The 23391-nt window shown below is 64.2% G+C and carries 23 protein-coding genes; 3 read left to right on the forward strand and 20 right to left on the reverse strand.

Annotation, left to right across the window (positions count from 1 at the left end; all coding sequences use genetic code 11):
* Positions 1–89: 89 nt before the first annotated feature.
* The 6 genes from HGB41_RS10385 to HGB41_RS10410 all read right to left on the reverse strand — a co-directional run bounded on the left by HGB41_RS10385 (position 90) and on the right by HGB41_RS10410 (position 7433).
* Positions 90–563, reverse strand: coding sequence for a DUF4149 domain-containing protein (locus HGB41_RS10385; RefSeq protein WP_171083931.1), 474 nt, complete (start codon positions 561–563; stop codon positions 90–92).
* Entirely contained in the window at positions 563–1042 is a 480-nt protein-coding gene (greA, locus tag HGB41_RS10390) for a transcription elongation factor GreA (RefSeq protein WP_171083933.1), read from the reverse strand. The genes HGB41_RS10385 and greA overlap by 1 nt, the downstream gene beginning before the upstream one ends.
* A 127-nt stretch (positions 1043–1169) precedes the next feature.
* The gene (gene carB / locus HGB41_RS10395; protein ID WP_171083935.1) at positions 1170–4400 is read right to left on the reverse strand and encodes a carbamoyl-phosphate synthase large subunit; all 3231 of its coding nucleotides are present in this window, start codon (positions 4398–4400) and stop codon (positions 1170–1172) included.
* Between the two features lies 1 nt (position 4401).
* The gene (carA, locus tag HGB41_RS10400) at positions 4402–5565 is read right to left on the reverse strand and encodes a glutamine-hydrolyzing carbamoyl-phosphate synthase small subunit (RefSeq protein WP_171083938.1); all 1164 of its coding nucleotides are present in this window, start codon (positions 5563–5565) and stop codon (positions 4402–4404) included.
* A gap of 496 nt (positions 5566–6061) precedes the next feature.
* Positions 6062–6472, reverse strand: coding sequence for a GlcG/HbpS family heme-binding protein (locus HGB41_RS10405; RefSeq protein WP_171083940.1), 411 nt, complete (start codon positions 6470–6472; stop codon positions 6062–6064).
* Between the two features lie 43 nt (positions 6473–6515).
* Complete coding sequence (locus HGB41_RS10410) at positions 6516–7433, reverse strand: patatin-like phospholipase family protein (protein ID WP_171083941.1); 918 nt, start codon at positions 7431–7433, stop codon at positions 6516–6518.
* Between the two features lie 227 nt (positions 7434–7660).
* Here HGB41_RS10410 and HGB41_RS10415 point away from each other — a divergent pair, with 227 nt between their 5' ends.
* Complete coding sequence (locus tag HGB41_RS10415; protein ID WP_171083943.1) at positions 7661–7963, forward strand: hypothetical protein; 303 nt, start codon at positions 7661–7663, stop codon at positions 7961–7963.
* 418 nt (positions 7964–8381) lie between these two features.
* Here the strand turns inward: HGB41_RS10415 and phoR are convergent, their stop codons facing one another.
* The 10 genes from phoR to alr form a co-directional block, all read right to left on the reverse strand.
* Positions 8382–9674, reverse strand: a complete 1293-nt coding sequence (gene phoR / locus HGB41_RS10420; RefSeq protein ID WP_171084841.1) for a phosphate regulon sensor histidine kinase PhoR — start codon at positions 9672–9674, stop codon at positions 8382–8384.
* Between the two features lie 9 nt (positions 9675–9683).
* Positions 9684–10370, reverse strand: a complete 687-nt coding sequence (locus HGB41_RS10425; RefSeq protein ID WP_171083945.1) for a response regulator — start codon at positions 10368–10370, stop codon at positions 9684–9686.
* A gap of 2 nt (positions 10371–10372) precedes the next feature.
* The gene (gene phoU, locus HGB41_RS10430; protein WP_171083947.1) at positions 10373–11074 is read right to left on the reverse strand and encodes a phosphate signaling complex protein PhoU; all 702 of its coding nucleotides are present in this window, start codon (positions 11072–11074) and stop codon (positions 10373–10375) included.
* A 33-nt stretch (positions 11075–11107) separates the two neighbouring features.
* On the reverse strand, positions 11108–11902 hold the full coding sequence (gene pstB / locus HGB41_RS10435; RefSeq protein WP_371868502.1) for a phosphate ABC transporter ATP-binding protein PstB: 795 nt from the start codon (positions 11900–11902) through the stop codon (positions 11108–11110).
* Positions 11903–11939: 37 nt separating this feature from the next.
* Entirely contained in the window at positions 11940–12800 is an 861-nt protein-coding gene (pstA, locus tag HGB41_RS10440; protein ID WP_171083950.1) for a phosphate ABC transporter permease PstA, read from the reverse strand.
* Positions 12800–13795 carry a phosphate ABC transporter permease subunit PstC gene (gene pstC, locus HGB41_RS10445; RefSeq protein WP_171084845.1) on the reverse strand — a complete coding sequence of 332 codons (996 nt, stop codon included), beginning with the start codon at positions 13793–13795 and terminating at the stop codon, positions 12800–12802. The genes pstA and pstC overlap by 1 nt, the downstream gene beginning before the upstream one ends.
* Before the next feature lie 109 nt (positions 13796–13904).
* Positions 13905–14942, reverse strand: coding sequence for a phosphate ABC transporter substrate-binding protein PstS (pstS, locus tag HGB41_RS10450; RefSeq protein WP_171083952.1), 1038 nt, complete (start codon positions 14940–14942; stop codon positions 13905–13907).
* Between the two features lie 531 nt (positions 14943–15473).
* On the reverse strand, positions 15474–15794 hold the full coding sequence (locus tag HGB41_RS10455) for a PilZ domain-containing protein (protein ID WP_171083954.1): 321 nt from the start codon (positions 15792–15794) through the stop codon (positions 15474–15476).
* 65 nt (positions 15795–15859) lie between these two features.
* Complete coding sequence (radA, locus tag HGB41_RS10460; RefSeq protein ID WP_171083956.1) at positions 15860–17236, reverse strand: DNA repair protein RadA; 1377 nt, start codon at positions 17234–17236, stop codon at positions 15860–15862.
* Positions 17229–18335 (reverse strand): alanine racemase, encoded by a 1107-nt coding sequence (gene alr, locus HGB41_RS10465; RefSeq protein ID WP_171083958.1) that lies wholly within the window; start codon positions 18333–18335, stop codon positions 17229–17231. Before alr ends, radA begins: the two co-directional genes overlap by 8 nt.
* A 169-nt stretch (positions 18336–18504) precedes the next feature.
* Between alr and lplT the strand changes: the two genes are divergently transcribed.
* Entirely contained in the window at positions 18505–19767 is a 1263-nt protein-coding gene (gene lplT, locus HGB41_RS10470) for a lysophospholipid transporter LplT (protein WP_171083959.1), read from the forward strand.
* A 121-nt stretch (positions 19768–19888) separates the two neighbouring features.
* Here lplT and HGB41_RS10475 read toward each other — a convergent pair whose 3' ends face one another.
* From HGB41_RS10475 to tsaB, 4 genes are read right to left on the reverse strand one after another with little or no spacing between them, the layout of a single operon-like run.
* Entirely contained in the window at positions 19889–20839 is a 951-nt protein-coding gene (locus tag HGB41_RS10475) for a DUF1853 family protein (RefSeq protein ID WP_171083962.1), read from the reverse strand.
* Positions 20823–21653, reverse strand: a complete 831-nt coding sequence (locus HGB41_RS10480; protein ID WP_212760904.1) for a uracil-DNA glycosylase — start codon at positions 21651–21653, stop codon at positions 20823–20825. The genes HGB41_RS10475 and HGB41_RS10480 overlap by 17 nt, the downstream gene beginning before the upstream one ends.
* 5 nt (positions 21654–21658) lie before the next feature.
* A complete protein-coding gene (gene rimI, locus HGB41_RS10485) occupies positions 21659–22129 on the reverse strand; it encodes a ribosomal protein S18-alanine N-acetyltransferase (RefSeq protein ID WP_171083966.1) in 471 nt (156 codons plus the stop codon).
* Positions 22126–22836, reverse strand: a complete 711-nt coding sequence (gene tsaB / locus HGB41_RS10490) for a tRNA (adenosine(37)-N6)-threonylcarbamoyltransferase complex dimerization subunit type 1 TsaB (protein WP_171083968.1) — start codon at positions 22834–22836, stop codon at positions 22126–22128. The genes rimI and tsaB overlap by 4 nt, the downstream gene beginning before the upstream one ends.
* Positions 22837–22935: 99 nt before the next feature.
* On the opposite strand from tsaB, the gene HGB41_RS10495 reads away from it, so the two are divergent.
* Positions 22936–23355, forward strand: coding sequence for a thioredoxin family protein (locus HGB41_RS10495; RefSeq protein ID WP_171083970.1), 420 nt, complete (start codon positions 22936–22938; stop codon positions 23353–23355).
* The last annotated feature ends 36 nt before the right edge of the window (positions 23356–23391 follow it).

Here is a 23391-nt window from a genome sequence, read left to right on the forward strand (position 1 = left end):
CGCGTTCAACTAGTACATGAACAGGATGACAGCTCCACAAAGCCTACACTGGTTGAACGCGTGGGCGAGGAACTTGCCCACCCTACCGGTCAACGGCTTTTCAGCACCAGAAAAGCCGCCAGCACGCTCTCGATCACGTGAAACAGCTGCGACACCCCGTGCAGGACGGCGAACTGCGTCCAGTACGGCGACGCCCTCACACCGCCCTGCCCGGCCAGCTCGCGCATCTGGGCCATGGCCGGCTGCAGGCCGACATACATCACCAGCGCGCAGGCCAGCATCGCCAGCACCAGCAGGTAGAGCGAACGGCGGCGTGCGGGATCGAGATCCCCGGCAAAGCGCACCAGCGCCAGCATCAGCGCGGCGCACCCGAACGACACCCAGGCCAAACGCGCCAGCAGGCTGGCGACGACGTCGCCCGCGACCGTGCTCGGCACCGAGGCAAAGACGGCAGGCGCCGCGATGTAACCGAGCGCCCACAGCGCACCCGCCCACAGCACCGCCACCAGCAGCCGGGCGCCCGCCAGCCGGGACGCCAGGCGTGAAGGCGCGGCTGCCCCCATCAGATGTAGCGCACTTCCAGGATTTCGTATTCGCGCGGGCCGGACGGCGCCTGCACTTCCACCACGTCGCCGGCATACTTGCCGATCAGGGCGCGGGCGATCGGCGAGGTCACCGATACCTTGTTCAGTTTCAGGTCGGCTTCGTCGAGGCCGACGATCTGGTAGGTGACCTTCTGGCCGTTATCCAGGTCTTCGAGGTCGACGGTCGAGGCGAAGACGACGCGGCCTTCGGCATCGAGCGTGGTCGGATCGATGATCTGCGCGGCGCTCAGCTTGCTTTCCAGTTCGGCGATGCGGCCTTCCACGAAGGCCTGGCGCTCTTTCGCGGCATCGTATTCGGCGTTTTCCGACAGGTCGCCATGCGAGCGCGCTTCGGCGATCGCGTCGATCACGATACGGCGCTCCTTGGTCTTGAGCTGGTGCAGCTCTTCCTTCAGGAGTTGGGCGCCGTATTTGGTCAATGGGACGGTATTGTTCATGTCTGTCTATGGTGTTCGTTTGTCGACGTACCAAGTGAAAACCACAGAGTACGCGCGCCCTAGGGCGCACGAGCTCTGTGGTTTGACGGGGTACTGCTTCCAGCTTACTGCATTGCTGCTTTCACGCCTAGTTTAAGGTGTTATGCAGGCCTTGTAAATCGTACACCTGGAGTTCGTCGATATGACGCATGCCTTCGATCGCCGCTTCCGCGCCGGCAATCGTCGTATAGGTGACGACGCGCGACTGCAGGGCCGAGGTGCGGATCGTGCGCGAGTCGGTTACCGCCGAGCGCTTTTCCTCGACCGTATTGACGACCATGACGATCTCGCGGTTTTTGATCATGTCGACCACGTGCGGGCGCCCTTCCATGACCTTGTTCACCGCGCGCACCGGGATGCCTGCGGCCGAGATCACGGCAGCGGTGCCCTTGGTCGCCACCAGCGAGAAGCCCAGCGCCACCAGCTCGCGCGCCACGCCGACTGCGCGCGGCTTGTCCGAGGCCTTCACCGACAGGAAGACGGTGCCCTTGGTCGGCAGGATGATGCCGGCCGCCAGCTGCGACTTCACGAAGGCTTCGCCGAAGGTCATGCCGACACCCATGACTTCACCGGTCGATTTCATCTCCGGCCCGAGGATGGTATCGACGCCGGGGAATTTCACGAACGGGAAGACGACTTCCTTCACGCTGTAGAACGGCGGGACGATTTCTTTCGTGATGCCCTGGCTGGCCAGGGTCTGGCCTACCATGCAGCGCGCCGCGATCTTGGCCAGCTGCAGGCCGGTGGCTTTCGATACGAACGGCACGGTGCGCGATGCACGCGGGTTCACTTCCAGCACGAACACGGTATCGACCGTCTTGCCGTCGACTTCCGACTGCTGGATCGCGAACTGCACGTTCATCAGGCCGACCACGTTCAGGGCTTTCGCCATCAAGGACGTCTGGTGCTTGAGTTCCGCAATGGTTTCCTGCGACAGCGAGTACGGCGGCAGCGAGCAGGCCGAATCGCCCGAGTGCACGCCGGCCTGTTCGATGTGTTCCATCACGCCGCCGATGAAGGTGGCTTCGCCATCCGAGATGCAGTCGACGTCGACTTCGATGGCGTCGTTCAGGAAGCGGTCCAGCAGCACCGGGGAATCATGCGAGACCTTGACCGCTTCGCGCATGTAGCGCTCGAGGTCGCGCTGCTCGTGGACGATTTCCATCGCGCGGCCACCCAGCACATAGGATGGGCGCACCACCAGCGGGTAGCCGATTTCCTGGGCCAGCTCGAGCGCCTGGCTTTCCGTGCGCGCGGTGCGGTTCGGCGGCTGGCGCAGGCCGAGCTTTTGCAGCAGCTGCTGGAAACGCTCGCGGTCTTCGGCCGCATCGATCATGTCCGGCGAAGTGCCGATGATCGGCACGCCGTTGGCTTCCAGGTCGAGTGCGAGCTTGAGTGGAGTCTGGCCGCCGTACTGCACGATCACGCCGACCGGCTTTTCCAGCTCGACGATTTCCAGCACGTCTTCCAGGGTCAGCGACTCAAAGTACAGGCGGTCCGAGGTGTCGTAGTCGGTCGACACGGTCTCCGGGTTACAGTTGACCATGATGGTCTCGTAGCCGTCTTCGCGCATGGCGAGGGCCGCGTGCACGCAGCAGTAGTCGAACTCGATGCCCTGGCCGATGCGGTTCGGGCCACCGCCCAGCACCATGATCTTCTTCTTGTCGGTCGGGTTGGACTCGCACTCTTCGTCGTACGTGGAATACATGTAGGCGGTATTGGTCGCGAACTCCGCCGCGCAGGTGTCGACCCGCTTGTACACCGGGCGGATGCCCAGCGCGTGGCGCTGCTTGCGCACCGCTTCCGGCGTGGTCTGCATCAGGAAGGCCAGGCGGCGGTCCGAGAATCCTTTTTGCTTGAGCTTGTAGAAGGTCGGCTTGTCCAGGCTATCGAGCTTCTGGTGGTCGAGCCACAGTTCGATGTCGACGATCTCCTTGATCTGCACCAGGAACCACGGGTCGATCTTGGTGAGGTTGTGCACCTCGTCCAGGGTGAAGCCCTGGGCGAAGGCGTCGCCCACGTACCAGATGCGGTCCGGGCCCGGCTCGCCGAGTTCCTCTTCGATCTTCTCGCGGTCGCGGGTCTTTTCGTTCAGTCCGTCGACGCCCACTTCCAGGCCGCGCAGCGCCTTCTGGAACGACTCCTGGAAGGTGCGGCCCATCGCCATCACCTCGCCCACCGATTTCATTTGCGTGGTCAGGTGCTTGTCGGCGGTCGGGAATTTCTCGAAAGTGAAGCGCGGGATCTTGACGACCACATAATCGATCGACGGCTCGAACGAGGCCGGGGTCGCGCCGCCGGTGATCTCGTTGCGCAGTTCGTCGAGCGTAAAGCCCACCGCCAGCTTGGCCGCCACCTTGGCGATCGGGAAGCCGGTGGCTTTCGATGCCAGCGCCGACGAACGCGACACGCGCGGGTTCATCTCGATGACGATCATGCGGCCATCTTTCGGGTTGATCGCGAACTGCACGTTCGAGCCGCCGGTATCGACGCCGATCTCGCGCAGCACGTCGATCGACGCGTTGCGCATGATCTGGTATTCCTTGTCGGTCAGCGTCTGCGCCGGCGCCACCGTGATCGAGTCACCGGTGTGCACGCCCATCGGATCCAGGTTCTCGATCGAGCAGATGATGATGCAGTTGTCGTTCTTGTCGCGGACAACCTCCATCTCGTACTCTTTCCAGCCGAGCAGCGACTCTTCGATCAAGAGCTCGTTGGTCGGCGAAGCTTCCAGGCCACGCTTGCAGATCGCTTCGAATTCTTCTTCGTTGTAGGCGATGCCGCCACCGCTGCCGCCCATCGTGAACGAAGGACGGATGATGGTCGGGAAGCCCAGCTCGCGCTGCACGGTCCAGGATTCTTCCATCGAGTGCGCCACGCCCGAGCGTGCCGAACCCAGGCCGATCTTGGTCATCGCGTCCTTGAACTTGGAGCGGTCCTCGGCCTTGTCGATGGCTTCCGGCGTGGCGCCGATCAGCTCGACATTGTATTTCTCGAGCACGCCGTTGTGGTGCAGGTCGAGCGCGCAGTTCAGCGCGGTCTGGCCGCCCATGGTCGGCAGGATTGCGTCCGGGCGCTCCTTGGCGATGATGGTCTCGACGACCTTCCAGGTGATCGGCTCGATATAGGTGACGTCGGCCGTTTCCGGGTCGGTCATGATGGTCGCCGGGTTCGAATTCACCAGGATGACCTTGTAGCCTTCTTCGCGCAAGGCCTTGCAGGCCTGGGCGCCCGAGTAATCGAATTCGACCGCCTGGCCGATGACGATCGGACCGGCGCCGATGATCAGGATGCTTTTGATATCACTACGTTTTGGCATGTTATTTTTTCTCCGCAGCTTGCATCAGGGCGATGAAGCGGTCAAACAGGTAGGCGACGTCGGTCGGGCCGGGCGAGGCTTCCGGGTGGCCCTGGAAGCAGAAGGCCGGCTTGTCGGTGCGCTCGAAGCCCTGCAGCGAACCGTCGAACAGCGACACGTGGGTGACGCGGCAGTTGGACGGCAGCGTGTCCGGATCGACCGCGAAACCGTGGTTCTGCGACGTGATCAAGACCTTCTTCGAATCCAGGTCCTGCACCGGGTGGTTGGCGCCGTGGTGGCCGAACTTCATCTTCATCGTCTTGGCGCCGGAAGCCAGCGCCATGATCTGGTGGCCGAGGCAGATGCCGAAGGTCGGGATGCCCTTCTCGATCAGCTCCGCGCTGGCCTTGATCGCGTAATCGCAGGGTTCGGGATCGCCCGGGCCGTTGGCCAGGAAGATGCCGTCCGGGTTCAGCGCCAGCGCATCGGCCGCGGTCGATTCGGCCGGGAGCACGGTCACTTTGCAGCCGCGCTCGGCGAGCATGCGCAGGATGTTGCGCTTGACGCCGTAATCAAAAGCGACCACGTGGTATCGCGGGTTCTCCTGCTTGCCGAAGCCCTCGCCCAGCTTCCACTCGGTTTCGGTGAACACATACGATTCCTTCACCGACACGACCTTGGCCAGGTCCATACCCGACAGGCCAGGGAAGGAGCGTGCCAGTTCCAGCGCCTGCGCTTCCGATGGCTGGTTGCCTTGCGTACCGGTGAGGATGGCGCCGCCCTGGGCGCCCTTCTCGCGCAGGATACGGGTCAGCTTGCGGGTATCGATGCCGGCGATGGCGACCACGTTCTCGAGCTTCAGGTAGTCCGCCAGCGACATGGTGGAACGGAAATTCGATGCCAGCAGCGGCAGGTCACGGATGATCAGGCCGGCGGCGTGAACCTTTGAGGCCTCGACGTCCGACGGGTTGACGCCGTAGTTGCCGATGTGCGGGTAGGTCAGGGTGACGATCTGACGCGAATAGCTGGGGTCGGTGAGGATTTCCTGGTAGCCGGTGATTGCAGTGTTAAACACCACTTCGCCGGTCGTATGGCCGGCAGCGCCAATGGAATGTCCTCTGAAAATCGTTCCGTCTGCGAGGGCCAGGATGGCCGGGACGGCTGGGCCAGAAAAAAATGGCGGCAAGGGTAACTCCCAATAAAGTTACCGTAGCTGCGCCACGTCAGACCGACATCCAAAGTGCCCGGGCGGACTATGCGTGCCGGGAAATGGATATCAAGTTGAATGAGGGATGATGGGTAGGCGCTACGGCTGATGTGTGAATGGCTAAACTTCCAAATTATAGCGCGAAAGCGCCCTATTCGGCAATGCAGCAATTCTATAGAAGTGCCGCTATTTTTGCCGGGACAGGTGGGGAAGTCGGCGCGGAAACACTGGGTGCGGGTGGCAGGCTATTGAGAAAAGGCGCTGCGCGGGTATGACAGTCGAATAGTGAGAATCGTAGGGTGGGCAAGTTTCTTGCCCACGCGTTCAATCAGTGTCTGAATAAAGTCGCCGTTCTACGGAGGGAAGACAAGTTGAACGCGTGGGCAGAATCTGCCCACCCTACGGGTCTCCAGCGGCTCTCAAGTGGCCGGCCTTCGCCACGCGGGCGCCTGCATGCCCGCAGCGCCAGCTCAGCTCAGCCGTCGGTCAGGGCGGCGATACCGGCCTTGGCGACCTGCGCATCCTCGGTCGACTTGACTCCGGAGACGCCGACGGCGCCGATGACGTGGCCGTCGACGATGACCGGCACGCCGCCTTCGAGCATGCCTTCGATTTCAGGCGCCGACAGGAAGGAGGTACGGCCGTTATTGATCAGGTCTTCATAGATCTTCGATTCGCGGCGGCCCAGCGCGGCCGTTTTCGCCTTGGCCGGCGCGATATGCGACGAAATCGGCGCCGCGCCATCGAGGCGCTGGAACCAGAGCTGGTGGCCGCCGTCGTCGACGATGGCGATCGACACCGCCCAGTTGTTGCGCACGGCTTCGCTTTCCGCGGCTGCGGCGATTTTCTTGACGTCGCCGAGGGTGAGGTAAGGCTTCGATTGCATGTCGGTTCCCATGGGTGTCTGCGCAGGTTTCAATTCAAGCGCGTTAATGAGCTTGCTGCTTGGCCTTGAGCTTGGCCTTAATCTGCGGCATCACGCTTGCCGCCGCCTGCTCGCCGGCCAGGATTGCCAGGTTGCGGCTGCCGAAGTCGCTGCTGCCCATGTTGCCGAGCGCCGGCGTGATGACGATGTCGGCTTCCTTCAGCTCGAAATAGTTCAGGCGCTGGCCCATGATGCTGAAAGTCTGCATCAGTACGTCAAGCGAGCTGGCGGTGGCCGCGCCTTCGGTCGCGCTGGAAATGTTCACGGCAATGATGAAATCAGCGCCCATGTCCTTGACGAACTTGACCGGCACCGGCGCCACCAGGCCGCCATCGACATAGGAGTTGGCGCCGATCTTCACCGGCTGGAACACGCTGGGGACTGCCGACGAGGCGCGCACGGCCATGCCGGTATTGCCCTTGTTGAACAGGATTGGCTGGCCGGTGCGCAGGTCGGTGGCCACCGCGCCGAAGCGGATCTTCAGGCGCTCCATCGGCACGTTGTTGACGGCCTTGTTGACATAGCTCTGCAAGGCCTCGCCTTTCAGCACGCCGGTCGACTTGCCGAACAGCGGCAAGGCCCAGTCGGAAATGGTGGCCTCGTCCATGGCCATGGCCGTCTTCTGCAGCGCAAAGCCGTTCAGGCCGGATGCGTACAGCGAGCCGACCACCGAGCCGGCGCTGGTGCCCACGATGATCTCGGGCACGATGCCCTGGGCTTCCAGTGCCTTGATGACGCCGATATGGGCAAAACCACGCGCGGCGCCGCCGCCCAGGGCCAGGCCGATGCGGACCTTGCGCGGCGGTGAAGGCGGCGTCGCCTGCTGGGCAACCGGAGTGACGGGAGGCGGAGTCGGGGTGCTGCCGCAAGCGCTCAAGAGCAGCGCGGCGCAGGCGATCAGGGACAGACGGCGAGAGAACATAGACGGTGAGAAAGAGAGCGAGGCACGATTGTACCCCGACTGCCGGGCGAACCGTTCAGTGCGGCTAAACCGGCGCGCTGGCTCATACTTTCGTGTTGAGAGAAACAACACGCGGCCTTGCAATCACAAACGCGCCCTGGCTACACAATGCGGTCTTGCGCCAGCGCTGATTGCGCCGAGGAATTTATCGCTAGCATTGCTCTTCGATACGAGATTCGGAGGCGGCCATGGCCAACACCCGTACTGCAGTCAATTCACTTCCTGTCGCCCTAGCGCTGATCAGTGCCGCACACCGAACCGCCGTCCTGGCCCATCCACAATGGATCGACATGGCGCGCGACCCTGACCCTGCCCGCCAGCTGGCCTGGATGGTCGAACAAGGCCTGCTCACTTATGACGAGCTCGACGATTTGCAGACCTTTGACCCCGAGTCGTCCGAGCAAGACCGGATCGTCGAGGAAGCGTACGCAATGCTTGGGCAGTACAACGCGCTGGCAAACTGCGGGCTGCTCCACCATCTTTGCCCATGAATGCCGCTCAGCGGCCCGAGTGAGCTTGAACGTCCACCCGCCGATCACAAGAAAAAATGGGGTCAGAGTCGAATAAACCGGAAGATTTCATGAATGCACAATTTTTAATTAGGGTCAGAGTCGAATTGTTGAGCAACTTTCAAAAATTTCCTGCAATTCGACTCTGACCCCAATTAATTTACGGCGTTTTCCATGCCCTCTTGGAAGAGAAACGGTCTCTGAGCACTTGATCTGTTCTGAGAAGCAAACTTCGGCCAGAATTCGAAGCCCTCAAGAAAATATTTCCTACAATTTGACTCTGACCCTAATTAAGTTGCAACACCAGTGCGGTAAAGGTAATGAGGGTCAGAGTCGAATTATTCGGAAATTTAACAATCTTTCCGATTAATTCGACTCTGACCCCAATTGTCTTGGTGCGTCAGCCCGGCAGGGACGTATTCGGCAACACCGCCGTAAAACTACTCCCCTGCCCCGGCACCGAACTGATCACCAAGCGCCCGCCGTGGCGCAGCAGCACGTGCTTGACGATCGCCAGCCCGAGTCCCGTGCCCTGGGTCTCGCGCGAGCGGCTCTTGTCGACGCGGTAGAAGCGTTCGGTCAGGCGCGAAATGTGGATCGGTTCGATGCCGATCCCGCAATCCATCACCGAGAAACGCAGGTCGTCCGCACCGCGGGTCCATTTCAGGCGGATGGTGCCGCCCTGCGGCGAGTAGCGCACTGCATTCGAGGCCAGGTTGGCGAAAGCGCTGCGCAGCTCTTCGGCACTGCCCATCACGTCCGGGCCGTCGACCTCGACGTCGATCGTGTGGCGCCCGCCCGACAGGGCATTCGCTTCTGCCGCCACCGATTGCACCAGCGCCCGCACGTCGACCCGCTCGCGCTTGAGCGGGAACTCGTCCGACTCCAGGCGCGACAGGGTCAGCATGTCGCCGATCAGGCGCTGCATGCGCTGCGCCTGTTCCGTCATCAGGGCCAGGTGGGCGGTGCGGGTCGCGACGTCCAGGCCCGGGTCGGACATGGCGATTTCGAGGAAACCGACGATCACGGTCAGCGGCGTGCGCAGTTCGTGCGAGGCGTTGGCGATGAAATCGCGCCGCATCGCTTCGATCCGTTCCGTATCGGTGGCGTCGTGCGTGACCAGGATCTGGCGCCGGTTCTCGAACGGGATGATGCGGCATTCCAGCTTGCGGCCACGGAAGGACAGCGTCAGCGGCGTCTCATAGCGCCCCAGGATCACGTAGTCGATGAATTCGGGATGGCGCACCAGGTTGGTCACGCGCAGGCCCTTGTCGCGCGCCAGACTCAGACCCAGGTGGCGCTCGGCCGCTTCGTTGCACCATTCGAGGAACAGCACGTCGTCCATGATGGCCACGCCTTCCGGCAGCATCTGCATGGCCTGGCGGAAGCGCGCCAGCCATTCGGCCATCTCGGCCTGGTGGCGCTCGTCCTCGCGGCGCAGGCGGTACAGGCGCGCGAACACGTCGGTCCAGGCGCCCCACCCGTCCGGCAGGCGGCTGCTGTGCGGGTTGTTCAGCCATTCGCCCAGCTCGTGCAGGTAGCGCAGCTGGACGAACAGCGCGATGATCACCGCCGCCAGCGCGAACACCAGCGCCTCGACCACGCCGGACATCCACCAGACCACCAGCGCCGCCACGAACACCAGGCACAGGCGCAGCAGCGCCGGCACCCAGAACAGTACCTTCGGATTCATCGAGCCCATTTACTTCTCGGACAGCATGTAGCCGACGCTGCGCACCGTCCGGATCAGGCCATCCGCGCCCTTGAGCGCCTTGCGCAGCCGTAACACGTGCACGTCGACCGTGCGTTCCTCGATGACGGCATGGTCGCCCCATACCTTGTCGAGCAGCTGGGCGCGCGAGAACACGCGCTCGCGGTGCGCCATCAGGAATTTCAGCAACTTGTATTCGGCATTGCCGATGTCGATCTGCGCGTTCTCGACCGAGACCGTGCAGCTGTTCGGGTCGAGCACCACGCTGCCGGCGCGCAGCGGCGCCTCCGACAGGTGCGGGCTCTTGCGGCGCAACAGGGCGCGGCTCCTGGCCAGCAGCTCGCGCGGCGAGAACGGCTTGGTCACGTAATCGTCCGCGCCCGTATTCAGGCCTGCGAGCTTGTCTTCTTCCATGCTCTTGGCGGTCAGCATGATCACCGGGATGTCCTGGAAATCGCGGTCGCCCCGCAGGCGCGCCAGCAGGCGCAGGCCGCTCTGGTCGGGCAGCATCCAGTCCAGCAGCAGCAAATCGGGCTTGCCGTGCGTGATGCTGTCCCAGGCGCGGGCGACGGTGTCGGCAGTGCAGATGTCCCAGCCCGCTTCGCGCAGCGAATACTTCACCAGCTCGACGATCGCGGGTTCGTCTTCGACCACCAGCACGCGCGTGTTGTCCGCCATGTTTAAATCGCCGGCTGCTCGATGACCGCCGGCTTGCTGTGGCGGATGTCGCGGCCTTCGACCACATAGATCACGTATTCGGCAATGTTCTTGGCGTGGTCGCCGACGCGCTCGATCGCCTTGGCCACCCACAGCGTATCCAGCGCCGACGAGATCGTGCGCGGGTCTTCCATCATGAAGGTGATCAGGTTGCGCAGGATGGTGCGGAACTCGTGGTCGATGCTTTCGTCGGCCGCGATCAGTTCCAGTGCCTGCTTGCCGTCCAGGCGCGCGAAGGCATCCAGCGCGTTGTGCAGGAGCTCGCCGGTCGCTCTGGCAATGGTGCGGATCATGTCGTAGTGCGCGAAGCTGGTGCTGCCGCGCTCGTACAGGCTCTTGGAGGTGCGTGCGATCTTCGAAGCTTCGTCGCCGATGCGCTCGAGGTCGGTGATGACCTTGATGCTGGCCATCACGGTGCGCAGGTCGTTGGCGGTCGGCTGGCGGCGCACGATCAGGTGGCTGCAGGCGTCGTCGAGCTGCACTTCGAGCTGGTTGACGGCCTGGTCCTCGGCCATCACGCGGTCGGCGCGCGCGGTGTCGCCCGTGCGGAAGCATTCGAGTGCTTCGTCGAACTGGGTTTCCACCATACCGCCCATCAAGAGGACCTTGGAACGAATCGCTTCCAGCTCCTGGTCGTACTGCTTGGATGAATGCTCGCCCGTCATGTAACTCTCCGTCTATTGTTTGTGTTTTCGTGATCAGCCAAAACGACCGGTGATGTAATCCTGGGTTTCCTTGCGTGCAGGATTCATGAAGATCTGGTCGGTTTCGCCGAATTCCACGAGTTCGCCCAGGTACATGTAGGCGGTGTAATCGGAACAGCGCGCCGCCTGCTGCATGTTGTGGGTCACGATGGTGATCGTGTAGTCCTTTTTGAGCTCGCTGATCAGTTCCTCGATCTTCGCGGTCGAGATCGGGTCCAGCGCCGAGGTCGGCTCGTCCAGCAGCAGCACGTCCGGTTTCACCGCCACGCCGCGCGCGATGCACAGGCGCTGCTGCTGGCCGCCCGACAGCGACAGGCCGCTCTTGTTGAGCTTGTCCTTGGCTTCCTCCCACAGCGCCGCCTTCTTGAGTGCCCATTCCACGCGCTCGTCCATCTCGCCCTTCGACAGGTTCTCGTACAGGCGCACGCCGAAGGCGATGTTGTCGTAGATCGACATCGGGAACGGGGTCGGTTTCTGGAAGACCATGCCGATCTTGGCGCGCAGCATGTTGACGTCGACGCCAGGCTCCAGGATGTTGCGGCCGTGGTACATGATCGAACCTTCGGCACGCTGGCCGGGGTACAGGTCGTACATCCGGTTCAGGGTGCGCAGCAGGGTCGACTTGCCGCAGCCCGACGGGCCGATGAAGGCCGTCACCCGCTTGTCGTGGATGTCGAGGCTGACGTCCTTCAGGCTGTGCGCTTTACCGTAAAAGAAGTTCAGGCCTTCGATCTCGATCGTCTTCGCTTTGGCAGCGGCCGGCGACTGGTTTGGCATAAGTTGGGTCATCACGTTTTTCAAGAATGGTTAGCGAGTGCGCAGTCGGTCAGCTTGGCGTCTTCTGGCTGAACACGGTGCGCGACAGGATGTTCAGCAGCAGCACGGTAAAGGTCACCAGCAGCGCGCCGCCCCAGGCCAGCGAACGCCAGTCGTCGTACGGGCTCATGGCGAACTGATAGATCACGACCGGCAGGTTGGCCATCGGCGCGTTCATGTCGGCGCTGAAGAACTGGTTGTTCAGCGCGGTGAACAGCAGCGGCGCGGTCTCGCCAGAGATGCGGGCCAGCGCCAGCAGCGCGCCGGTGATCACGCCGGCCTTCACGGCGCGCAGGCGCACTTGCGTGGCGACCTTCCAGTGCGGCGCGCCCAGGGCGTAGGCCGCTTCGAGCAGGCTGGTCGGCACCAGGCGCAGCATGTTGTCGGTGGTGCGCACCACCACCGGCACCGCGATCAGCGACAGCGCGATGGTGCCGGCGTAACCGGAGAAGTGCTGGACGTTGGCGACATAGATGGCGTACACGAACAGGCCGATCACGATCGACGGGGCCGACAGCATGATGTCGGTCACGAAGCGCGTCACCTGGGCAAACTTGTTACCTTCGCCGTATTCGGCCAGGTAGATGCCGGCCAGGATGCCGATCGGGGTGCTGATCGCGGTCGACAGGCCGACCATCATCAGGCTGCCCAGGATGGCGTTGCGCAGGCCACCGCCTTCGCTGCCCGGCGCCGGGGTATCGGCCGTGAACATGTTGATCGACAGCGCGCCCAGGCCGTTGATCAGGAGCGTGGCCAGGATCCAGGCCAGGAAGGCCAGGCCGATGCCCATCGCGATCACGGACAGCACGATACCGAAGCGGTGCGCCATCAGGCGCTTGCGGTAGACGGGGTTTTTCGCAGCGGTGTTCATTATTTGGTGCCTTCCTTGCGGGACATCCCGACCAGCATCAGTTTGGCTGCCGACAGCACGATGAAGGTGATGGCGAACAGGATCAGGGCCAGCGCGAACAGCGAAGACACGTGCAGCGGCGAGGCGGCTTCGGCGAATTCGTTGGCCAGGGTCGAGGAAATTGAATTACCGGCCGAGAACAGCGACCACGACAGGTCGTGCGCATTGCCGATCACGAAGGTCACGGCCATGGTCTCGCCCAGGGCGCGGCCCAGGCCCAGCATCACGCCGCCGACCACGCCGTTGCGGGTGTAGGGCAGCACGACCTTGCGCACCACTTCCCACTTGGTGCAACCGAGTCCATACGCGGATTCCTTCAGCACGGTCGGGACGATCTCGAACACGTCGCGCATCACGGAGGCAATGAAAGGGATGATCATGATCGCCAGGATCAGTCCGGCGGTCAGGATGCCGATGCCCATGGTCGGGCCCTGGAACAGCTGGCCGATCACCGGCAACTGGCCGAGGGTGCTTTTCAGCAGCGGCTGGACGTGGTCGGCGAACAGGGGCGCGAACACGAACAGGCCCCACATGCCGTAGATGATCGAAGGCACGCCGGCAAGCAGCTCGACCGCGGTGCCCATCGGGCGGCGCAGCCAGACCGGGCAGATCTCGGTGAGGAACAGCGCAATGCCGAAGCTGATCGGGAAGGCCACGGCCAGTGCGATCAGCGAGGTGGCGAGGGTGCCCCAGATCGCGATCATGGCGCCGAACTGGTCGCCCACCGGATCCCATTCGACCCGCGTCACGAAGCCCGGTCCGAACTCCTTGAGGGCCGGCCAGGCGCCGATCACCAGCGAAACGATGATGCCGACCAGGACCAGCAGCACCGAGGCCGCGAACAGCAGCGTGATCTTGTGGAAGAAGAAGTCCTGGATGCGCTGGTTGCGCATCGTATTGCGCAGGGCGACGGAGTGGAAACCGTTATCCAGAGCCTGCTTGGGCAGGTCGGGCATCGCGGCGGAGGGTTGTACGCTCATAACTTTTTGTCAATCTTGCTGGCGAACGAAAGGGCTGACGGTCTTGGGGACCCTGCCAGCCCTTCCCTGCGCTGTGAAAGGGAAATTACCAGATCGCCTTGCCCGCAGCGTCCTTCACATTGGCGCGCCAGGCGTCCTGCACCAGCTTGGTGACGGCGTCCGGCATCGGCACGTAGTCCAGCTCGGCTGCAGCGGCGTCGCCGTTCTTGTAGGCCCAGTCGAAGAACTTCAGCACTTCCTTGCCCTTGGCAGCGTCGGCCTGGCTCTTGTGCACCAGGATGTAGGACGCGCCGGTGATCGGCCAGCTGGCCTTGCCGGCCTGGTTGGTCAGCACCACGGCGAAGCCCGGGGTCCCGGCCCAGTTGGCGCCGGCGGCGGCGGCCTTGAAGCCGTCGTCATCCGGCTGCAGGTAGGCGCCGTCCTTGTTCTGCAGCTGGGTGTGCTGCATGCGGTTCTTCTTGGCATAGGCCCATTCGACATAGCCGATCGAGCCCTTAATGCGCTGCACGTTGGCGGCCACGCCTTCATTGCCCTTGCCGCCCACGCCCACGGCCCACTTCACCGCGGTGCCGGCGCCGACCTTGGTTTTCCATTCGGCGCTGGTCTGCGACAGGTAGTCGGTCCAGAGGAAGGACGTGCCCGAGCTGTCGGCGCGGTGCACGACGGTAATGTCGTCGTCCGGCAGCTTGACGCCCGGGTTCAGCGCGGCGATCTGCGGCGCATTCCACTTGGTGATCTTGCCAAGGAAGATGTCGGCGATGACGGCGCCGGTCAGCTTGAGCTGGCCCGGGGTGGTGCCCGGCAGGTTCACGACCGGCACCACGCCGCCCATGATGGCCGGGAACTGGAACAGGCCTGCCTCGTTCAAATCAGCGGCCGACAGCGGCATGTCCGAGGCGCCGAAATCGACGGTCTTGGCCTTGATCTGCTTGATGCCGGCGCCCGAGCCGACCGACTGGTAATTCAGGCCGTTGCCCGAGGTGGCCTTGTACATTTCGGCCCATTTTGCGTAGATCGGGTACGGGAAGGTCGCACCGGCGCCGGTGATGTTGGCAGCCTGGGCGGCTGCAGCGAAGCTCGATGCGGCGATCGCGACGGAGATGAACAGATGCTTCATACGCATGGTGGTTCCTTTCGAGGAGGCCCGGGCGAACCCGTTGAGTGACGCTGCGAAGTCTACTGCGCGATTATGACAAGTTCATGACAGATGTAATAATTGAGCGCGCCGGCCGTAGCTTGCCCCGGTTTCCGGCTGTGGCGCACACGGTTGCCGGGGCAGTCCGACGTCGCTGGTCCAGGCGGCCCCGACTAGTGCAAAAATATTATCGCCATGCCCCCTCCGCCCGCCTTGTAAAGACAGCGCCTTCTGCTAACCTGAATTCAGGTTCTTCACAGGGAGGGAATGCTGAAAGGCGTTTAGATTTATGTTCAGTATTATGGTATTTGGTATTCTCAGCGGGTTGGCTGGACTGGTTGCCTTCGAGATTTTCCAAGAAGTGAAAGGCAGCAAGGAAAGCCTGACCGATCACTATCACGAATAGTGTGGATCCGGCTTTCCGGATCATGTCATAAAGCGACAGAACGGCGAGGCCCAATGGGCACTCGCCGTTTTGCTATGGAGCGCCTGAGCGCCGGCGCCAGATGGGCGCCCGCGTCAACGCAGGTAGCGCGCTACCGCCGTCATCGCCGCCAGTTCCAGGTTCAGGAACTGGAAGCCGACCTTGAACTCGCCATTGCTGAAGATGCAGTAGAGAGCCCGCGCCCGCGCGCTGATGGCGACCTGTTTGCCGTCGATGAGCAGTTCGAAGCTGACCTGCCCCGTCTGGCCAACCGGCAGCGGGTCCGGGAAGTGGATGCAGACGCCATTCGCGCCAAGGTCGCTGGTGCGGCCGCTGACCATGGCCGCGCCTTCCATGGCGACGCGGGCGCGGGTGCGCAGCAGCTTGCGTTCGGATGTCCTTTGTTCTGAAAACACGTTATACCAAACCTGTCAGACTGTGAGTGGATGGGCCAGGAAGGATTATAGAAGCGCAGGCGTGCTCAGTCGAGCTCGCGCAGCTTGGTAAAAGCCTGGTCGATGCGTTCCACCGCGATGATGGTCATGCCCTCGATTTTCTGCTTCGGCACATTCCCTTTCGGGATCAGGGCGTGCGAAAACCCGAGCTTGGCCGCTTCCTTCAGGCGCTCCTGGCCACGCGGGGCCGGGCGGATCTCGCCGGCCAGGCCGACTTCGCCGAACACCACCAGGCCGCGCGGCAGCGGTTTGTTGCGCATCGATGAGTTAATCGCCAGCAGCACGGCCAGGTCGGCCGCGGGTTCGGCAATCTTGACGCCGCCGACCGCGTTGATGAAGACATCCTGGTCGAAGGCGGCGATGCCGGCATGGCGGTGCAGCACGGCGAGCAGCATCGCCAGCCGGTTCTGTTCCAGGCCCACCGACAGGCGGCGCGCATTCGGCAGGTGGCTGGCGTCGACCAGGGCCTGGATCTCGACCAGCAGCGGGCGCGTGCCCTCTTGCGTGACCATCACGCAGGATCCCGGCACCTGGCTGTCGTGCTGCGACAGGAACAGCGCCGACGGGTTCGAGACGCCTTTGAGGCCCTTCTCGGTCATCGCGAACACGCCCAGCTCGTTCACGGCGCCGAAGCGGTTCTTGATCGCCCGCACCAGGCGGAAGCTCGACTGGGTGTCTCCTTCGAAATACAGCACGGTGTCGACGATGTGTTCGAGCACGCGCGGGCCGGCCAGCGCGCCCTCTTTCGTCACGTGGCCCACCAGGATGATGGTCACCCCGGTCTGCTTGGCCATGCGCGTGAGCTGGGCCGCGCATTCGCGCACCTGGGCCACCGAGCCGGGGGCCGAGGTCAGCGCGTCCGAATACAGGGTCTGGATCGAATCGATCACCGCCACTTCCGGCTTGAGGTCGCTGAGTGTGCCGAGGATTTTCTCGAGCTGGATCTCGGCCTGGAAATTCAGCTCGGACGAATCGACCGACAGCCGGCGTGCGCGCAGCGCGATCTGGGAGCCGGATTCCTCGCCGCTGACATACAAGGTGTTGCGGGTCGCTGCCAGGTTGGCCAGCGCCTGCAGCAGCAGGGTCGACTTGCCGATGCCCGGGTCGCCGCCGATCAGCACCACGCCGCCGGCCACCAGGCCGCCGCCCAGCACGCGGTCGAATTCCTCGATGCCGGTGCCGAAGCGGGGCACATCGAGCGCATCGATGTCCTTCAGCGACAGCACCGGCGCGGTCTGCGCCAAGCTCTTATGCTGGACCTGCGACATGCGGTTCACGCCCGGCGCCTCGACCACGCTCTCGACCAGGGTGTTCCAGGCCTTGCAGTCCGGGCATTGGCCGGCCCAGCGGCTGGCGGTGGCGCCGCATTCGCTGCAGACAAAGGCGGTTCGTGATTTAGCCATCGGTTCCCATCCGTCCCTCTTGTACGCGCACCCGCCCGGCGAGTGCGCACATCAATTCATAGCCGATCGTGCCGGCGGCTTGCGCCACCTCGTCGATCGGCAGACCGTCACCCCACAAGGTCACCTTGCTGCCGACGCGCGCATTCCGGATCGGCGTCAGGTCGACCGTCATCATGTCCATCGAGACCCGCCCGACCAGGGTGGTACGCACGCCGTCGACCACTACCGGAGTGCCGTGCGGCGCATGGCGCGGGTAGCCGTCGGCATAGCCGCAGGCCACCACGCCCACCGTCATCGGGCCGCTGGCCTCGAAGCGGCTGCCGTAGCCGACGGTGTCGCCAGCGACGAGTTCCTGAATGCCGATGATTTCCGAGCGCAGGGTCATGGTCGGGCGCAGGCCGTAATCGAGCGCGCTACGCCCGCCCGGGGTCCCGCCGTAGAGCATGACGCCGGGGCGGACCCAGTCGTTCGACAAGGCGTCGCCGAGGTCGGCCTGGTGCAGCACGCCGCCGGAATTCGACAGGCTGCGTTCGCCCGCCAGCCCCTGGACCCCATGCTGGAAGCGGCGCACCTGCTCGGCGATGGTCAGGCGCGGGTGTTCCAGCTCGTCTGCATTCGCGAAGTGGGTCATGTGGGTGATGTTGCGGATGCCCGGGATCGCGCGCAGCCGCTTGAAGGCGGCCGCGTAGTCGCCGGGCTGGAAGCCCAGGCGGTTCATCCCGGTGTTCATCTTCAGGTGCACGTCGATCGGGCGATACAGCTGGGTGTACTCGAGCATCTTGATCTGCTCGATGCAGTGCACCGTACTATTGATATTGTGTTCGGCCAGCAGCGGCACGTCCGAAGCGTCGAAGATCCCCTCCAGCAGCAGCACCGGCTTGATCCAGCCGCCCTCGCGCAGGCGCACCGCGTATTCAAGCTCGATCAGGGCCAGGCCGTCGGCCAGGGCGAAGCCGCGCATGGCGCGCTCCAGGCCGTGGCCATAGGCGTTGGCCTTGACGACGGCCCAGATCTTCGCGTGCGGCGCGCAGCTGCGCGCGCGCGACAGGTTGTGTTGCATGGAGTCGAGATGGATGGTGGCGGAGAGCGGACGTGGCATCGTCAATACCGGCGTTTTCGGGCCGGCGTTCAAGGTCTGGGAAAGGGTCTATTTTACCGGAGTGGGCAATGGCGTGCCGAACGGCAGAGTGCCGGCAAGGCGGGTTTTCTTTTGGAGCGGGGATCATTCATGGTATAAAGCAACTCGGACCAGCTTTTACTCTTTTAGAATGAACCGTGGTTTTTATACCATCATGGCGGCGCAGTTTTTCTCGTCGCTGGCAGACAATGCGCTCCTGTTTGTTGCGATCAGTCTGTTGACGTCGATGAATGCCCCGGCTTCGCTGACTCCGCTGCTGAAGCTCTCATTCGTGCTCTTTTACGTGCTGCTGGCCGCCTTCGTGGGCGCCTTCGCCGACTCGCTGCCCAAGGGCCGCGTGATGTTCATCGCCAACCTGATCAAGGTGTTCGGCTGTGCGCTAATGTTCCTGAGCGTGCACCCGCTGCTGGCCTATGCCGTCGTCGGCTTCGGCGCGGCCGTCTACTCCCCCGCCAAATACGGCATCCTCACCGAACTGCTGCCGCCCGAGAAACTCGTGCCGGCCAATGGCTGGATCGAAGGCCTCACCGTGATGTCGATCATCTTCGGCACCGTGCTGGGCGGCACCCTGGTCAGCACGCACGGCAGCGCCTGGCTGCTGAGCTTCGATATCCCCGGCTTCGAGAGCGGCATCGACACCGGCGCGGAAGCCGCCATGTCGGTGGTGGTAGTGATCTACGTGCTGGCGACCCTGTTCAACCTGCGCATCCCGGATACCGGCGCGCGCTACGAGCACCAGGAACGCAACCCGGCCAAACTGATCGCCGATTTCGCCAACTGCTCGGCGACCCTGTGGCGCGACAAGCTGGGCCAGATTTCGCTGGCCGTGACCACCCTGTTCTGGGGCGCCGGCGCGACCCTGCAGTTCATCGTGCTGAAATGGGCCGAGCGCTCGCTGCACATGCCGCTCGATAAGGCGACCAACCTGATCGGCGTGGTCGCGATCGGCGTGGCGCTGGGCGCGGTCATGGCGGCGCGCATCATCCCGCTGCGCAAATCCCTGACTGTGATCCCGCTCGGGATCATCATGGGCCTGGTGGTCTGCAGCATGGTGTTCGTCACCTCGGTGAACTTCGCCTACCCGCTGCTGACGCTGATCGGCTTCCTGTCCGGCTTCTTCGTGGTGCCGATGAACGCCCTGCTCCAGCACCGCGGCCACGTCCTGATGAGCGCCGGCCACTCGATCGCGGTCCAGAACTTCAACGAAAACCTGTCGATCCTGACCATGCTGGCGCTGTACGCGATCATGATCACGCTGAACCTGGACCTGGACATCATCGTCGTCATGTTCGGCCTGTCGGTCGCCGGCATCATGTATTTCATCGGCCGCAAGCATGCGGCCAACCAGCGCGAGCATGATTCGCTGGCGCTGATCGGCGAGCATAAGCACTAACAGCGGCTTAGTCGCTCACCGTAGGGTGGGCAAGTTCCTTGCCCACGCGTTCAAATCACGTATGAATTGTCGTCTCGGCTAATCGCCAGCTGGTTGAACGCGTGGGCAGAATCTGCCCACCCTACGGGCGTCGGGCTGCGGCGCGTTCGCGCCAATCGTTGGGTACGATGAAACCACGGTCGACTTCCTCGATCATTCCCGCCAGGTTCCGCACCACCGCCACCAGCACCGGCGTCGGGTTGGTCTCGAACTGCGCCTCGAGTTCTGCCCGCAGTTGCGCGCCATTCATCATCCGCTCGGCTGAACTGGCGCGGAATGGCGCGAGCCATTGCAGCTTCGGCAGGACCAGGAATGCTTCGCCGCTCAGGGTCTCGATCTCGTCGAGCGCACACCAGAAGCCGCGGCAATGGCCGGCAGCGATACCCTGCATGTCCGGCCAGCTGCCTGCCGGGTAAAACAGCCAGCCCTTGACCAGCGCCCGCGCCTTGGCGACAGGGCGCGGCAGGATCGGCTGGGCGGCGGGATGCTCGCCCAGGCTGAGCTGGCGCTCGAACACCTTGCGCATCTTCGCGCCCAGGCTGTCGGCCAGGTTGGGACCGACCAGGGCATCGAATTGCCGCGGACTGTCGCCACCATCACCGTCGAGCAAATAGAACTTGGTAGCGAATTCGATGTGCTCGACCGCATCCGGCCCGTCTTCCAGCAGGAAGTCGAATTCGCCGATGGTAGCGTTGCGGTTGGCGCGCACCTGCAGGCCGTGGGCGACCAAGCGGCCCTGCTGCTCGTAATAGAAGGCCATCAGCTTCTCGGCGTAGAGGCCGAGGCGCGTGTACACGCGCGGGCCGAGCGCGGCATCCAGGGGGGCGGGATCGTGGTCGAGGCGGGCCAGCCATGCGGCCACTTCGGGCGTGATGGGGCCCAGCCTGGCGATGCGCCCAAGCCACAGGGGTTCGTCCGCATCCAGTAAATCAGGCGCATCGAGCAGCCAGGCCAGGGCCCGCACCCGGGCCCGCCGCAGGTGGCCCAAGCGGCGGTGGAAACCTTGCTGGTAGCTCTCAGCCAGCTTGTCCATTGGCCGCCTTCGCCCGGCACAGATCGGCCCAGGCCAGCGCCTTGTCGGCGCCGCGCCGCAGCAGTTCGCCGGGGTGCAGGGTGGCGACCATCGGCACCGCGCCCAGGCGGTGGGTGGCGCCGCGCGAACCGGCCAGAGGCTCTTGCAGCGGCTTGCCGAGCAGGCCGTTGGCGGCCACCTGGCCCAGGGTCAGGATGGCAGAAGCGCCGCACAGTTCGCGCTCGCGCTCCAGGAAGGGACGGCAGGCCGCCACTTCATCGAGCGTCGGCGCACGGTCGCCGCCATTGCGGTTGGCGGGCCGGCATTTCACCAGGCTGGTGATGTACACGTCGGTCTCGCGCGACATGCCGGCGGCCAGCAGCATGTTGTCGAGCAGCTTGCCGGGGTCGCCCGTCATCGGCTCGCCGGCCTGTTCGTCAAGAACGCTGGCAGTGCCCGCAGCGACCAGCCAGCGCGCCTGTCGGGCGCCGGTGCCGAACACCGGCTTGCGGCCTTCGCTGCAGGCGTTGCAATGCCGGCAGTTGGCCACAGCCTGGCGCAGGCCGTCCCAGTCGAGCGCGGAGACGTCGACCTGCTCCGGCACGGGGATCGGCTCGACGACCGGCGGGGTCCAGGTGCGCGCCGCGGCCGGCTCGGCGACCTGGCGCGGCATCGGCGGCGGCGCCAGCGCAGCTGCCGGCGCGGGTGCGGGTACAACGGGCGCTGCCGCGACAGCTTCGGGGACGGCGTCGGCTGCAGCCTCGGATGCTGCACGCACGCTCCACAACGGGCCGATGCCCATCTCGGCCAGGAAGGCCGCGTCGCGGCTGGTCATTCGGTTCACAGGTCCAGCCTCATCACAATGGCATCTTCGCGCAGGCCGGCATGGGCCGGATAATAGCCTTTGCGGCGGCCGATTTCACGGTAGCCGTAGCGGCGGTAGACAGCGACAGCGCGTTCGTTCGACGGGCGCACTTCGAGCAGGATCGAGTCCATGCCCTGCGCCTTCGCACGCGCGCCGATGCGGTCGAGCAGGTAACGCCCCAGCCCCTGGCGCTGGCGGCCGGCAGCGACCGCGACGTCGAGCAGGTGCGCCTCGTCGACCGCATACATCAAGAGGTAGTAGCCGGCAAGCAGGCCACCAGGGTCGCGCACGGTCCAGGCATCGTAGCCGCTGGCCAGCGAATCGGTGAAATTCGTCCGGCTCCACGGATGCGGGAACACGCTGCATTCGAGCGCATGCACCTCGTCGACATCGAACGCCGTCATCGGCGCGAACGCCAGCCGGCCGACCGCGTCCAAACCCGTCATGCCCCGGCCTTTGCCGCATTGATCGCCAGGCGCTCGGCGCTGGTGAAGGCGATCTTGTTGCGCAGGTAGAGCGGCTGGGCCTGGGCCGCAGGCACACCCAGGCCGGCCGCCAGGGCCGGCGCGGCGAGCAGCGCCATCTCGCGCGCATGCGGCAGGATGTCGTCGATGGCGCCGGCGGCGAAGTCCTTCCCGGCAAATGCCTCGGCGTAGACCGCGAAGCCGTTTCCGCAGGCAGCCAGTCCGTCCACAGGCAGCGGCTGCACGGCCTCCGGTGCACTCAAGGCCGGCGCCACCATTTCGGTCCAGCCGGCGCCGTCATGGCGGTACTGCGCCCAGTACACCTCGTTCATGCGCGCATCCAGCACCGCCAGCACCTCGCTGGCGCCGGTGCGGGCGCGGCAGGCTTCGGCCATCGCCGCCAGGGTCACCATCGGCACTACCGGCAGGCCGGCGCCGAAGCCCAGGCCCTGGGCCACGCCGCAGGCGGTGCGCACGCCGGTAAAGGAGCCGGGGCCGGCGCCAAAGGCCACGGCATCGCAATCGGCGAGCCGGATGCCGGCTTCGGCCAGCAATTCCTGCACCATCGGCAAAATCGATTGCGAATGGGTGCGCACGCCGGAAGTGGAACGGGCGAAGACGGTGTCCCCGGCCAGCAGCGCGCAGGATGCGAGCTCGGACGAGGTTTCAATGGCGAGGATGTATGACATGCCGACATTTTACCCGCTCGGCCGCCCATCTACCACGGCGGCGCCGCCGGCACATCCGGGATGCACAAGAACCGGGCAACACGCGGTAGAATTCGGCTCATGCAAAGCCTGACCCTGGATTCCGCCAACCGCGAAGCCGTCGCCGCCGCCATCGAAGGAGACGCCCTGACGGTCGCCTGCCTGTGCGCCGCCTGGTGCGGCACCTGCGCGACCTACCGCGCCACCTTCGAGCTGCTCGCCACGCGCCACCCGGACAAGACCTTCGTCTGGATCGACATCGAAGACCAGGCCGACATCGTGGGCGACCTCGACGTCGACAACTTCCCGACCCTGCTGGTGCAGCGCGGCGATACCGTCGGCTTCTTCGGCACCATGCTGCCGGATGCGATCGTGGCCGACCGGCTGGTGCAGGCCCAGGCCGCCCAGACGCCGGCAGAAATGGCTAGCTGGGCCAACTCGAGCGAAGAGCGGCGCGCCTGGCAGCGCGACTGCAACCTGCGCGCGCTGCTGGCGGCCTAGATTAACTTCCGCTTATTCTTTGCCGGCTTGGGTTAA

The organism is Telluria aromaticivorans, from assembly GCF_013003915.1.
GTDB classification, from domain to species: domain Bacteria; phylum Pseudomonadota; class Gammaproteobacteria; order Burkholderiales; family Burkholderiaceae_D; genus Telluria; species Telluria aromaticivorans.